The 13,504-nt window shown below is 49.0% G+C and carries 12 protein-coding genes; 5 read left to right on the forward strand and 7 right to left on the reverse strand.

The features are described 5' to 3' along the window. Together VIM87_RS29260 and VIM87_RS29265 are read left to right on the forward strand one after the other, a co-directional pair. The coding region (locus tag VIM87_RS29260; protein ID WP_332000406.1) for a DUF3858 domain-containing protein at positions 1-916 on the forward strand (916 nt) is incomplete at its 5' end. A 79-nt stretch (positions 917-995) separates the two neighbouring features. After that, on the forward strand, positions 996-2,912 hold the full coding sequence (locus tag VIM87_RS29265; protein ID WP_332000407.1) for a DUF3857 and transglutaminase domain-containing protein: 1,917 nt from the start codon (positions 996-998) through the stop codon (positions 2,910-2,912). 163 nt (positions 2,913-3,075) lie between these two features. Here VIM87_RS29265 and VIM87_RS29270 read toward each other — a convergent pair whose 3' ends face one another. After that, positions 3,076-4,362 carry an OmpA family protein gene (locus VIM87_RS29270; protein ID WP_332000408.1) on the reverse strand — a complete coding sequence of 429 codons (1,287 nt, stop codon included), beginning with the start codon at positions 4,360-4,362 and terminating at the stop codon, positions 3,076-3,078. 294 nt (positions 4,363-4,656) lie between these two features. On the opposite strand from VIM87_RS29270, the gene clpB reads away from it, so the two are divergent. Then, on the forward strand, positions 4,657-7,272 hold the full coding sequence (clpB, locus tag VIM87_RS29275; protein WP_332000409.1) for an ATP-dependent chaperone ClpB: 2,616 nt from the start codon (positions 4,657-4,659) through the stop codon (positions 7,270-7,272). A 99-nt stretch (positions 7,273-7,371) separates the two neighbouring features. After that, a complete protein-coding gene (locus tag VIM87_RS29280) occupies positions 7,372-7,851 on the forward strand; it encodes a nucleoside deaminase (protein ID WP_332000410.1) in 480 nt (159 codons plus the stop codon). Between the two features lie 114 nt (positions 7,852-7,965). Here the strand turns inward: VIM87_RS29280 and VIM87_RS29285 are convergent, their stop codons facing one another. The 4 genes from VIM87_RS29285 to VIM87_RS29300 form a co-directional block, all read right to left on the reverse strand. Beyond that, positions 7,966-8,331 (reverse strand): zf-HC2 domain-containing protein, encoded by a 366-nt coding sequence (locus tag VIM87_RS29285; protein ID WP_332000411.1) that lies wholly within the window; start codon positions 8,329-8,331, stop codon positions 7,966-7,968. Positions 8,332-8,342: 11 nt separating this feature from the next. Next, positions 8,343-8,912, reverse strand: a complete 570-nt coding sequence (locus tag VIM87_RS29290; protein ID WP_332000412.1) for a sigma-70 family RNA polymerase sigma factor — start codon at positions 8,910-8,912, stop codon at positions 8,343-8,345. A gap of 201 nt (positions 8,913-9,113) precedes the next feature. Beyond that, entirely contained in the window at positions 9,114-10,223 is a 1,110-nt protein-coding gene (locus VIM87_RS29295; RefSeq protein WP_332000413.1) for a zf-HC2 domain-containing protein, read from the reverse strand. 3 nt (positions 10,224-10,226) lie between these two features. Further along, the gene (locus VIM87_RS29300) at positions 10,227-10,787 is read right to left on the reverse strand and encodes a sigma-70 family RNA polymerase sigma factor (RefSeq protein ID WP_089919343.1); all 561 of its coding nucleotides are present in this window, start codon (positions 10,785-10,787) and stop codon (positions 10,227-10,229) included. A gap of 103 nt (positions 10,788-10,890) precedes the next feature. Between VIM87_RS29300 and VIM87_RS29305 the strand changes: the two genes are divergently transcribed. Beyond that, positions 10,891-11,673, forward strand: coding sequence for a C40 family peptidase (locus tag VIM87_RS29305; protein WP_332000414.1), 783 nt, complete (start codon positions 10,891-10,893; stop codon positions 11,671-11,673). Between the two features lie 57 nt (positions 11,674-11,730). Here VIM87_RS29305 and VIM87_RS29310 read toward each other — a convergent pair whose 3' ends face one another. Together VIM87_RS29310 and VIM87_RS29315 are read right to left on the reverse strand one after the other, a co-directional pair. Then, on the reverse strand, positions 11,731-12,270 hold the full coding sequence (locus tag VIM87_RS29310) for an inorganic diphosphatase (protein ID WP_332000415.1): 540 nt from the start codon (positions 12,268-12,270) through the stop codon (positions 11,731-11,733). Positions 12,271-12,575: 305 nt separating this feature from the next. Continuing rightward, on the reverse strand, positions 12,576-13,040 hold the full coding sequence (locus VIM87_RS29315; RefSeq protein WP_332000416.1) for a DUF4878 domain-containing protein: 465 nt from the start codon (positions 13,038-13,040) through the stop codon (positions 12,576-12,578). Positions 13,041-13,504 lie beyond the last annotated feature (464 nt).

Raw genomic sequence — 13,504 nt, forward strand, 5'->3', positions numbered from 1 at the left:
GAACGGGAACGAAACAGATATTAACCTGCTGCTGGTGGCCATGCTGCGCAAAGCAGGTCTGAAAGCAGACCCGGTGCTGCTAAGCACCCGCAGCCATGGAATAGTGAATCCACTGTATCCCATAGTAGGGCGTTTTAATTATACCGTAGTGGAATTACAGCTGGGGGATAACCAGGTTGCCTACCTGGATGCTTCTTACCCGCTGGGTTTTGGCAGGCTGCATGCCTCCTGTTATAACGGGCATGCACGTATTATGGATACAGATGCTACTGCCACCTTTTTTAGCGCAGATTCCCTGCGCGAACAAAAGATCACCAGCGTAGTACTGATGGGAGGGGAGAACGGCGCGCTGAAAGGTACTTTCCAGCAACGGCCTTCTTACTTTGAATCTTATAACCTGCGTGGTTTGATCCATGAAAAAGGTAAAGAGGAATGTTTTAAGGATATTGCCAAAACCTACTCAAAGCTGAGCAATACTACTTTGTTAAATACAGATAGTCTGGATGTGCCTTTAGGTATATCCTATGAGTTTGAATGGCAGCCCGGTGATGAGGATATCCTGTACCTGAACCCGATGTTTGGCGAAGCCACCAAAACCAATCCCTTTAAATCAGCCACGCGTTTTTACCCGGTTGAAATGCCGGCTACTTTTGACGAGGTGTATACCATGAACCTGGAAATACCGGCCGGTTATGAAGTGGAGGAGCTGCCTAAACCTGCTATGGTAAAGTTCAATGATGATGAAGGCCTGTTCCAGTACCTGATAGCAAAGAACGATAACTTTATACAGTTCCGTTCCCGTATAAAGCTGGACAAAGCTTTGTTTCAGCCGGAAGAATACGAAACCCTGCGTGACTTTTTTGATATGATCGTGAAGAAACAGGGCGAACAGATTGTTCTGAAAAAGAAAAAATAATTAATAGTGTTATGTTGAATAGTTATAGGGTTGATGAGCTGATCAGCCCTATAACTATTCAGCCGTTTAATAAGATACTATGCGTGCATTATTATCCTTTTCCTGCTGCTGCCTTTTCCTGTTAGCTGCAGTTACCGCAAAAGCAGGCGATCCGGAATACCCGGCTGCTACTATTCCTGCAGAGCTAAAAGCCGGCGCCCATGCAGTAAAGCGCTGGGAAGAGGTGCAGTTTAAACTAACCGGTACTGGTGAAGCAAGGCTGGTTAACCATTACGTGATCACCGTGCTGGATGAATCCGGGGCGGAGTATGCCAACATGGTGGAAGGGTATGATAAGCTCCGGACCATCCGCTCCATCCACGGGGTGTTATATGATGCCAGTGGTAAAGCGATTAAAAAGCTGAAGCAAAGTGATATTACAGACCGGGCAGCTTCAGACGGCGTTTCCATGATCACGGACAACCGGATAAAACAGCATTCTTTTTACTACAGCGTATACCCCTATACGATAGAGTATGAAATAACAATAGATTATAATTGTACGGCCTTTTTTCCCGGCTGGTTGCCGCAGGATGCCCGTGATATGGCCGTGGAGCAAAGCCGCCTGCTGGTAAGTGTGCCGCAGGCATACCCATTACGGTACCGGCAGGTGTTATATGAAGGCGCTCCGCAGATAACCACGGAAAAGGATACACGTACTTATACCTGGGAGGCCAAGCAGATCAAGGCAAGACCTTATGAAATAATGGCGCCCGCCTGGCGCCGCCGTACTACTGCTGTGCTGCTTGGTCCCAGCGATTTTGAAATGGGCGCTTACAAAGGCAATATGAACAGCTGGGAGGAGTATGGTAAATTCATGTATGCGCTGAATAAAGACCGGGATGTGCTGCCCCCGGCAGTTAAACAAACGGTGCACCAGCTGACCAATGGCATCAATGATCCTTCAGAAAAGATCCGGGTGCTGTACCGGTACTTACAGCAGCATACCCGTTATGTGAGCATACAGCTGGGCATAGGCGGCTGGCAAACCTTTGATGCTGATTATGTAGCCAATAAGGGGTATGGCGATTGTAAGGCGCTTTCCAACTATATGTGCGCGCTGTTAAAAGAGGCGGGTATTACGGCTTACTGTACGCTGGTGCATGCGGGCGACGGGGAAATTGATTTTGAGAATGATTTTCCCAGCAATCAGTTTAATCACATGATCGCCTGCGTACCGCGTGGCAAGGATACTACCTGGCTGGAATGTACCAGCGCTTATTTGCCTGCCGGTTATTTAAGCGGTTTTACAGCCGACCGGCCCGTACTGATCATTACAGAGAACGGCGGAAAGCTGATACACACACCGGCCTATGGTACCCGGCAAAACCAGCAGCTCCAGCGGCTGGAAGCGCATATTACACCGGAAGGTAATGTGCTGGCAAAGGTGCGCACGTTTAGTACCGGCCTGCAGCAGGATGATCTGCTGCAAAGGTTACATGAATCTTCCCGTGAGAAATTAATGGAATGGATCCGCAGAGCATTATCCCTGCCCAGCTATGATGTGAACAGTTATAACTGCCTGGAACAACATGATACCATACCGGCCATTGAACAGCAGCTGGACATTACAGCCCGCAATTATGCCGCCATCAGCGGCAAACGGATGTTCATTGAGCCCAACATCCTGAATAAAAGCTCCTCCCGCATTAATACGGAAGAACAGCGCCGTTCCGATATTCAACAGGTATTTGCCTATACAGATGTAGATACGGTGTTGCTTGCCATTCCTGCAGGCTACACTGCGGAAAGTTTGCCTAAGCCCACGCTGTTAAAAAGCCGCTTCGGTACCTATGCATCGCTGGTATTGGTAAAGGATAGCACCATTACGTATATCCGTACCGTACAGCGTAATGCCGGCACTTTCCCTGCCAGCACTTTCCCCGAGCTGGAACAGTTTTATGAAGGTATGTATAAGGCAGATAGAGGGAGGATTGTGTTGGTGAAAAAAGAGTAGTCCATAGTCGATGGTCCATGGTCCATTGCCTTGAACGCATTGAAGTATATCGGAGTAAGTGGTATAATTATGAAGTAATTGACATAACCACGAGCTGGTTCACACCCGCAGCAGGCTATGGACTATGGACCATCGACCATGGACCGGGAAATGAGGCGCAGCCTCATTTCTCCCGCACACTTACAGAAATATGCCGGTCGTGCTTTTTTTCTTCATCAGAAGCATTGGCCGGTGCTTTGGCAAACTGAGAACCGTATCCTTCAGCAGCTGTTATTTGTGCCGCATCTGTATGCAGCTTTAACAGCGCATTCCGCACCGCCTCTGCCCGGGACTGTGACAGCTTAATGTTACCCAGGCTATCGCCTGAACGGTCCGTATAACCGCCTATTTTGATCTTTGCTTTGGGAAATGCCCGCAGGATATCCGCAATGTTCTGCAGCTGCGGTTTACTGTCCGGGCTAATATTAGCGCTGCCGGTAGTAAAGTTCAGGTTATCAAAATCAAACCATACTTCCTTACCGGGTTGTTTGCTGTCATCTTTCAGGAAAGCTACCAGCTGATCTTCAATACCTCCTTTATAGGCGTCCAGCACGGTACCATCCGGCAGGCTTACCTTAATGCTTTCACGCGTTACTACTTCAGGGGTGCTTACCTGCGCCATAGCTGTATCCATCATGGTTTCGGTGCTCAGGGTATCGGTGGCCACGGTATCGGTGGTTTTACCGCCGCCGCAGCCTTTTACCAGGTACCAGAGTAATATAATGGCAATTAATATCAATAACAGCGACCATAACCAGCGGGTGCTGCCGGCTGCTTTTTGAGCGGTTTGCGTCATGCTTTCGGAGGCTTTGCGGGCCGGGCTGCTGGCAAAACCTGCCGCCATGTTGGAGAGCTTGCGGCTTAGCTCCGTAAGGCTGCCTAAGCCCAATAAACCGGCCAGGTTAAACCCCGGGGGTACGGCAGAAAGGATCTGCTCTTTCTGGCTGTTCAAAAAGGCCAGGAAGCTGCTGCCGCTCAGGTTCTGGCTGGCGGCAAATTCTCCTGCAGCGCCCAGGGCCGCCGGGGTGGCGGCATGCAGCAGGGTGCCGGCAGATGATTCCCGGATACCCGCATAAGCTGCAATGGCGCTGGTAAGATCTCCCATTTTATGGCCGAAAAGACCCTGTAACAGCTCCGTACCCTTACCTACCCAGCCACCTGCATTGTTTTGCAGGCTGCTGATAATGGTACCGGTAGTATTGGCGCCGGCCGCTTCTTTGGCCAGGTTAAGGGCGCCGTTGGAATCGCCCTGGGGCCCGGCCTTATATAAAAGGCCGGTGAGTAAGGCGGGAATAATACCGCTGACGGCGTTCTGCACGCCGGATTCACTTTCGCCCAGCCGCGCTGCGGCCTGGGAAATAACATCGCTGGTGAAAAGACCTTTAACAGCGGTCAGTAAGTCAAAAGACATGGGGTACTTTTTTTGGGTGTATAACATAAACAGGCAGGCTGGGCGATTTGTTTAGTCGCCTGTGAAACAGGCGACGGTCCATGGTCGATGGTGTATATAGTCCATGGACCATGGACGGGGGCCACAGGCCCCCTGAAATATTAGCAGCTAAAGCCACCTCAACCTGAAAAAAGAGCAGTGAAACGGTGTTGAATATGCCAAAATTGCCAGTAATCCGGGTTGGAGCGTGATTTGTTACTACAAAGCCATGGTCAACAGACTAAATTCAATAACAAAAGGAGAAATTTTAAGACAATGAACCTCAACAATTTTACCATCAAATCCCAGGAAACGCTGCAACAGGCGCAGCAGCTGGCCTTTAACAGCCAGCAGCAGGCCATTGAAACGGGCCACTTGTTAAAAGCGCTGGTAGATGATGAAGATAACTCCATCGCGTATTTACTCAAGAAGAATGATGTAAATACCGGTTTTATCTCCGGTAAGCTGGATGAGCAATTAAAGAAATATCCCAGGGTATCCGGTGCTGAACCGGCACAAACCCTGAGCCGCGACGCCAACAGTGCCTTACTGCGCGCCGGCAGCAGCATCAAAGAGTTTAAAGACGAATTTGTAAGTGTGGAACACCTGCTGCTTGGGTTACTGGGCGGCAACGATGATACTGCCAAATTGCTGAAAGATGCCGGTTTAACGGAAAAGGGCCTGAAGGCCGCTGTAAAAGATCTGCGTAAAGGTAATACGGTTAATTCCCAGACAGCCGATGCGCAGTACAATTCCCTGCAGAAATACGCCAAGAACCTGAATGAGCTGGCCAGCGCCGGCAAGCTGGATCCTGTGATAGGCCGGGATGAAGAGATCCGGAGAACGCTCCACATCCTTTCCCGCCGTTCCAAGAACAACCCTATACTGGTAGGTGAGCCGGGTGTGGGTAAAACAGCCATCGTAGAAGGACTGGCACACCGTATCATCAACGGCGACGTGCCGGATAACCTGCGCTCCAAAACCATCTTTGCCCTGGATATGGGATCATTGATGGCAGGCGCCAAATACCGTGGTGAGTTTGAAGAAAGGCTGAAATCTGTAGTAAAGGAAGTAACGGAAAGCGAAGGACAGATCATCCTGTTCATAGATGAGATACACACCCTCATTGGTGCAGGAGCAATGGAAGGCGCTATGGATGCTGCCAACATCTTAAAGCCTGCCCTGGCGCGCGGGGAGCTGCGGGCCATTGGCGCCACCACGCTGAATGAATACCAGAAATATTTTGAGAAAGATAAAGCCCTGGAACGCCGCTTCCAGCGCGTAATGGTAGATGAGCCCAGCGCAGAAGACGCCATCTCTATACTCAGAGGGTTGAAAGAACGCTATGAAACCCATCACCATGTAAGAATAAAAGATGAAGCCATTATTGCGGCAGTAGAATTATCACAACGTTATATTACCGACCGCTTTTTACCGGACAAGGCCATTGACCTGATAGATGAAAGCGCAGCCAAGCTGCGGCTTGAAATGAACTCCATGCCGGAAGAGCTGGATGAACTGGAGAGAAGGATCCGGCAGCTGGAAATTGAACGCGAGGCCATTAAACGTGAAAGTGATGAAGAAAAGCTGTCGGAGTTAAATGCCGAAATAGCCCGCCTGAGCGAAGAAAGGAACACCTTCAAAGCAAAATGGCAGGAGGAAAAAGAAGTAGTGGACAGGATACAGAATGCGAAAGCTGCAATTGAAGATCTGAAACAGGAAGCCGAACAGGCGGAAAGGAACGGTGAATATGGTAAAGTAGCAGAGATCCGCTACGGCAAGGTAAAAGAACAGGAGCAGCTGGTTGCAAAGTACACAGCGGAGCTGAATGATCTGTCTGACAACCACAAACGCCTGTTGAAGGAAGAAGTGGACGCGGAAGATATCGCCGAAAATGTAGCCAAAGCTACCGGCATACCGGTAACGCGTATGATGCAGAGCGAGCGTGATAAGCTGTTAAGACTGGAAGATGAATTACACAAACGTGTGGTTGGACAGGAAGAAGCCATTATTGCAGTGGCAGACGCCATCCGCCGCAGCCGCGCCGGGTTACAGGATCCTAAAAGGCCGATTGGCTCCTTTATTTTCCTGGGAACTACCGGTGTAGGTAAAACGGAGTTAGCGAAAGCGCTGGCGGATTACCTGTTTGATGATGAGAGCATGATGACGCGGATAGATATGAGTGAGTACCAGGAGAAACATGCCGTGAGCAGGTTAGTAGGTGCGCCCCCGGGATATGTCGGGTATGAAGAAGGCGGACAACTTACAGAAGCCGTAAGACGTAAACCTTACTCCGTGGTGTTGCTGGACGAAATTGAGAAGGCACACCCTGACACTTTCAACATCCTGTTACAGGTACTGGACGATGGCCGTTTAACAGACAACAAGGGCCGTGTGGTGAACTTTAAGAACACCATCATCATTATGACCAGCAACATGGGTAGCCACATTATCCAGGAGAATTTTGAGAAGATCAATGAAAAGAACCGTGAAGATGTAGTGGACGCTACCCGTGAGGAAGTAATGACCCTGCTGAAACAAACCATTCGTCCCGAGTTCCTGAACAGGGTGGATGAAGTGATCATGTTCCAGCCGCTGATGCGGGAAGAGATCAAAGGTATCATCACGATACAGCTGCAGCAGTTGAAAGACCTGATGGCCAAAAACGGCATGATCCTTGAATTCTCTGATTATGCTTTGGATTACCTGTCCGTACAGGGTTATGATCCGCAGTTCGGCGCCCGCCCGCTGAAACGCCTGATCCAGAAAGAGATTGTGAACCTGTTAAGCAAGAAGATCCTGTCAGGTGAGATTGATAAGAGTAAGCCGTTACTGGTAGATGTGTTTGACGGTGTGGTAGTGATCCGGAACAACGGTAACGGGCAGCATTAAACGAGCATTGACAAAATATAACGATATACAGTTACAAGGAAATACCCGGACGATTCTTCGCCCGGGTTTTTTATTTACATTTGGTATAAACACACATTTATGATAGGCGAAAGAGAGCGAAGTTTTATGCAAATAGCAGTGGAGCTGTCACGCAGGGGAATGGAAACCGGCGACGGCGGCCCCTTTGGCGCTATTGTGGTAAGAGGGGAGGAGATCATAGGCAAAGGCTGGAACCAGGTGCTGCTCACCAACGACCCTACTGCGCATGCCGAAGTGGTGGCCATCCGCGATGCCTGTAAGCAGCTGAACACTTTCCAGCTGCACGACTGTGAGATCTATACCTCCTGTGAGCCCTGCCCCATGTGCCTGGGCGCCATTTACTGGGCGCGCCCGCAAAGGGTATACTTTGCCAATACCAAGGAAGATGCCGCTGCCATTGATTTTGATGATTCCTTTATTTATCATGAAATAGAAGTACACCATAGCGGCAAAAAGATACCGTTCATTGCTTTCCCGGATGCCGGCGCTTTACAGGTGTTTAAGGATTGGAAGGCGAAGGGAGATAAAAAGCTGTATTAATGTGCAGATATGCAGATGTGTAAATGTGCAAATGATGAAAGTGTTTTGTTGTTTGTCGCGTAATATTATAACCATCTGCACATCTGCATATTTGCACATATGCACATTGGTTTATCACTTCAACATAAAGTGCATCATCCAGAAAGCTGCCAGTACCAGGAATAAAACAGCCATTACGATCAGTACAAGCTGGATATAATAATCCACCGGATACTCCGCTGATCTTCTGCGGTGGTTTTTCTTACGCAGCTTGCGCAGCAGCTGCCATTTCATTTGCCTCACCATTACGGGTAAACGTTCTTTCTGGGGGATGGCAGCCAGCCCTTCCAGCGCATCGCTGCAAAGCTCACAATCCGCTACATGTTTTTCCACTTCGTGCTGCTCTGCTGCACTTAGCTTACCCTGCACATAGTTCAGCAGCTGCTGTTGTGCAGGACATTGCCCGGTTACTACAAATATGTCGTTTAGATCCTCTTTCACAGTATTCAAAATTAACGTTTATGGCTGGGTTGTTTTTCTATTAATTGCTTCAGGTTCCGTTTCCCGTTCTGGATATAACTTTTTACCTGCAGCAGGGTATAGCCGGTTTGTTCACTGATCTGCTGGTACGATAGCTTGTCAAGGTAAAAAAGCCGTACACAGGTGCGTTGTTCCGTATTCAGCTGTTCCAGGGCATGCTCCATATTTTCCAGCAGCTGGTCTTTCTCTTTGAAGGTGCTGGTATCTTCCAGCGCCGCGGTATCCGGCATATGTTTTTCCGCGATCTCTTCCTGGTAGCGCGTATGTTTTTTACGCAGCTGCATCAGGCAGTGGTTCTTGGCTACCTGGTATATCCAGGCCCGGAAGTACTGGATCTCATGGCGGTTCACATCTGACAACACTTTCAGGAATACCTGCTGCACGCTGTCCCGGGCGTCTTCTTCGTTCTTCAGGTACTTCATGCACATACCCAGCAGCAACAGGGCATAACGGTCAAACAGCTGGCCTATATGGCTGCTGTTGCCATCCGCTTTGTAGCGCTGTAGTAATTCTTCGTCCGTTGGTGTCAGGTTATGATTCACAGGGTAAAGATAGATGCTTCATCTATATGATGCATAGCACGAAAGTTTCCATAACGAGGCAATGTGCAGATGTGCAGATATGCAAATGTGCAGATATAATGCCGTGAAATAGATATGCAAATGTGTAAATACGCAGATATAATGCCGGGGTTGGTGCAAATGTTGATCCATTTGCACATCTGCACATTTATAATCTGCACATTACATGTTATCCAGCGCCTGCTGTGCGGCCTGCTTCATGGTGCCGTCCATGCGCACCACTTCCTTGAACATACGCTTGGCTTTGCCCATCTGGCCTTTGCTGCGGTAGCATACGGCCATCTGGTAACGGGCCATTTCGCTAACACGGCTGTTGCTGGTACCGGAAAGATGTTTGTAGCGGGAGATAGCTTCATCCAGGTCGCCATGCTGCTGGTATACCATAGCAGCTTTATACAGGTACTCGTCTGTATCCACTTTACCGGAAGTGGCCGGTGCAGTAGCGGGTGTGGCGTTGGCGCCTGTTTTGGGTTTGTTATCGTTATCGTCCTTTTTATCGTTCTCTTTTTCTTTACTTTTTACGATCTGTGCTGCCGGGGTGTCTTTGGCAGTGGGTTTAGCGGCAACTGCAGCGTTATCCTTTGGTTTATCTGTCACTTTCTTTGAGCTGTCCGGCGGTTTAGGTGCTGCAACAGGCGGCTTTTTAGCGGCGCTGTCCACTAACGGTTTTTTAACCGCAGGAGCTGCTTTTACGGTATCTTTTTTCACAGCAGGTATTACCGGGGCCGGCGTGGCCGGGTTAGCGGCGGCCAGTGTGGCAGGCTTGTGCGATGATTGCAGCTGTGTACTGTCTACGGGTACCGCGGCAGGCGGCGGGGCCGGGCTGGCCACACTTGCCGATACTACGGGTACGGCTGTACGTGCTGCAGCCGGTTTATGGCCGCTATACTGGCTGATCCCGAACAGCAGGGCGCCACCACCTAATACAAAGGCAGCCAGCCAGAAATAAATGAGCATACTTTCCCGCTGTTTTACCTTACGGGCGTAATGCTCCATTTTATGTACCTGTGATACGGGTTTAATACTGTCGCGGATGTATTGCTGAATGCCGGTTGAAAGGCTGGGATATTGCTCCATCAGGCCCTCCTGCTGCAGGGCCAGCAAGGCTTCTGCACATAGGTCGCAGTCTACCAGGTGCTGCTCTACCAGGTGTTTTTCCACATCGGTGAGGCGGCCTTCCAGGTAGCGTGGAAGCTGGTCTTTGTTCAGGCAACGGATGCCTGCAAAGATCTTCAACAACTTTTCGTTTTCGTTATGGATATTATTTGGCATGGGCTAATTCGTCAGTTGCGTGGCCAGTCTGCTCTTGGCTTTCTTCAGTTGGTTGCGGATCTTATCAACGGTTGTTCCTTTTTGAGCAGCCAGGTCGGCAAAGGTTTTATTTTCCAGGTAAAATTGTTCCATTAAGTAACGGTCATCGTTGCCCAGTTTGGCTATTGCCGTTTTTACCTGGGCTATCAATGCCTGTTTCTCTATTGTATTGTTAGCGGCTTTTTCCACTCTGTTCTCTGTGTGCAGCCGGTCTCTCGATTCCCTGGATGGGTAGTAGGGGACTTGCTTTTCAGGTTGGGCAAAGTACGTTTTAATGGTTTGATGTACCCATTCATTGGCCTTTTGAATAGACTGGACCTTAAGGCCGTTGCTGAGGCGCTGCAGCAGCTGGGGGAAAACGGTTTGGGCGCCTGTGCCGGGGTTCTTCTTCAGGTAAGGTAAACAAACAGCTACCATTAAATGGCTATACCTTTCCAGCAATACGCCTTCAGCTTCCCGGTCCTTTAATTTGCGGGCCCTGGAAATCAATTCCCTGTCAGATAAGTTGCTTAATTGCTGGTACATTGTGTTATTCTATATATTTACGTATGAATGCCAAAATGGTTCATTTATTTTTGTAATTCTCGTCACACTTTAAAGATACGAACATAGTATTAATACAATTAATATGCCACACGCCATTATTGTAGTACCGGTAACACCTCTGCGGGCGGAGCCAGCCCATAAAAGTGAAATGGTATCCCAGGGTCTCTGGGGAGAATGTGTAACCCTTTTAGAAACCGGCGCCGACGGATGGGTAAAAGTGAAAAACCAGTACGACGGGTACGAAGGCTGGAGCACTTCCACTCATTTTGAAACGATTGATCAGCAACTGTTTGATGCCCCTTACACTCATTATGCTCCTCACTGGGTAACGCCCGTAAGCCTCAACGGCTGGCCCATGTACATTCCTTACGGCTGCTTGCTGAAAGCGCCTCCCGGCAACAGCAAACGAACAGTTTGGGGAAAGGCAGAGGTACAGTTTGAGGAAATCCAACCTATTCAGCAGGAAGGTCAGCCGCAGCCGGAAAACATTATGCGCATAGCGTCCCGTTTTCTGAACAGCGGTTATTTATGGGGCGGCCGTTCTGTATTTGGGATTGACTGTTCCGGTTTTACCCAGTCTGTTTTCAAGCTGCTAAACATTCCCTTACAACGCGATGCCTATCAGCAGGCTACACAAGGCGCCACGGTAGATTTTCTGCAGGAGGCACGCACCGGCGATCTGGCTTTCTTTGACAATGCAGAGGGCCGTATCACTCATGTGGGCATTCTGCTGAATGATCATGAGATCATTCATTCATCCGGTAAGGTACGTATAGATCCGATCGATAACCAGGGTATTATCCATGCTGAAAGCGGCTTGCGCACGCATAAGCTGAGGATAATTAAAAGAGTTGGCAGTCGTTAGTTGGCAGTTTGCAGTCTGTGAATCTGAGACTGCAAACTGCACACTGCCAACTGCCAACTATTTATTCGTGAACATCTTTTCGTAAGCAACAATGCTTTCGTTGATGATCTTTTCAGCTACCTGTTTGTTCTGGAACTCTTCCACCTTTACAGTCTTGTTTTCCAGCTTTTTGTATTCTTCGAAGAAATGACGCATTTCATCAATGAAGTGGGGCGGCAGCTCAGTAATATCGTTGATGTGGTTTACGCTCATATCGTTAGCTGCAACGGCAATGATCTTATCATCAGCCTCGCCGCTGTCAATCATCTGCATTACGCCTATTACCCTGGCATCCATAATACACAGGGGTACTACATCTACCTGGGAAAGGACCAGGATATCCAGCGGATCATGGTCATCGCAATAGGTGCGGGGTATAAAACCGTAATTGGCGGGGTAGTATACAGATGAATACAGCACCCTGTCCAGCTTTAGCAGCCCGCTTTCCTTATCCAGCTCGTATTTAGCGCGGCAGCCTTTAGGTATTTCAATAATCGCATTTACAATATGCGGTGCTTCGGCCCCGGGATTAACGCTGTGCCATGGATTCGTTGTCATAATAATCTGCTTTGCTTTTTATGGTTACTACTCTAAAATAAACGCTAAACGCTGAATGCTAAATGCTAAACGCTGCATAGTAGCAAGGCATATGCTCATTTTCACTGTTAACCGGCTTTGAAAGGTGAACTGTAATGGATAGGGGCAGTGCCTTAAGGCCGCACGGTTTACGCGCCGCAAAAATAAAGCGCCGGATCCCATATTCCAAATTCCGGGCTAAAATAGCATAAGTGACTGATAACGGGTGGTGTTTACCATGGCTGGCAGCGATGGATCAGGTAGCAGGCGGCCTGTGGGCGGGGAAATTACTTTACCGGTACAGGAGGCATCAGGGTATCGGGCTGCATCATGTTGCTGGAATCAAAGGTGGCAGGCGGTATGTAGTTCGGGATAATGCTCTCAAAGGTGAGGGAGATCTTCCATTGGCCATGCTCTTTGATGAGCTGTAACATTTCCTTTTGTTTGGAGGATGAGTTGAGCACGGTAACGGTGGCTTTATCGCCGCTCTCCTTGCTGTCGATCACCTCTATGTGGGCATTCTTGATCTTTTCGCGCTCTGTTTCATTGCGGCGGGCGTCAAAGAAGGAGTAGAGCTGAATTACCTGTTGCGACTCTTTGGTGGCGTAATCCCTGGCTTGTTCAAAGTTGGATTCCTGGATGGCATGCATAAATTCAAGCGCCACCTCCTGTGGTGAAGCCCGTTTTTTACAACCGCTCAGCAAGTATCCTGTTATTAACAGCAGGGTAAGAATTCGCAAAAATTTGGTCATGCAGTTGCTAAATTAAAAATAACATTGGCAAAAATAGGGGGAAAGTCTAAATCTACAAAGAAAGCTATACGTTCACACGTATCAACTGCAAACCATACGCAAACGTCCCCGTTATTCAGGCGTTGAACTTACTATAAACGCTGTTAAGGAAGTGTTAATTGTGCGCGTTCCGCGCATAGTCCACGGACCATGGCCTATGGTCACTCAGTCCATGGTCCACGGTCGATGGCCTATAGCCTACTGCGTATTTCATGAACTGCGTGGACAGGCAGGGCTTGTGGAATTATGCCCTTCTGCGAACATACAGCATTGCGCTCTATGCAATGGACTATGGACCATGGACTGTGGACATTGCGCGCAGGCGCGCAATTAATGCCGGCGCTCTACGATCGGCCTTGGTTCGCCGCTGCGTTGCTCCTCTTCCTCCTTGGCGCCTTCATAAGCCTTGATAATGGCTTTTACCA

Source organism: Chitinophaga sp. (assembly GCF_036569125.1).
Taxonomy (GTDB): domain Bacteria; phylum Bacteroidota; class Bacteroidia; order Chitinophagales; family Chitinophagaceae; genus Chitinophaga.

What these genes read in the sequence shown, in the direction of transcription:
- VIM87_RS29305 (WP_332000414.1), top strand. Translation starts at nt 10,891, where the DNA reads ATGCCACACGCCATTATTGTAGTACCGGTAACACCTCTGCGGGCGGAG.
- VIM87_RS29295 (WP_332000413.1), bottom strand. Translation starts at nt 10,223, where the DNA reads ATGCCAAATAATATCCATAACGAAAACGAAAAGTTGTTGAAGATCTTT.
- VIM87_RS29310 (WP_332000415.1), bottom strand. Translation starts at nt 12,270, where the DNA reads ATGACAACGAATCCATGGCACAGCGTTAATCCCGGGGCCGAAGCACCG.
- VIM87_RS29280 (WP_332000410.1), top strand. Translation starts at nt 7,372, where the DNA reads ATGATAGGCGAAAGAGAGCGAAGTTTTATGCAAATAGCAGTGGAGCTG.
- VIM87_RS29300 (WP_089919343.1), bottom strand. Translation starts at nt 10,787, where the DNA reads ATGTACCAGCAATTAAGCAACTTATCTGACAGGGAATTGATTTCCAGG.
- VIM87_RS29270 (WP_332000408.1), bottom strand. Translation starts at nt 4,362, where the DNA reads ATGTCTTTTGACTTACTGACCGCTGTTAAAGGTCTTTTCACCAGCGAT.
- clpB (WP_332000409.1), top strand. Translation starts at nt 4,657, where the DNA reads ATGAACCTCAACAATTTTACCATCAAATCCCAGGAAACGCTGCAACAG.
- VIM87_RS29315 (WP_332000416.1), bottom strand. Translation starts at nt 13,040, where the DNA reads ATGACCAAATTTTTGCGAATTCTTACCCTGCTGTTAATAACAGGATAC.
- VIM87_RS29265 (WP_332000407.1), top strand. Translation starts at nt 996, where the DNA reads ATGCGTGCATTATTATCCTTTTCCTGCTGCTGCCTTTTCCTGTTAGCT.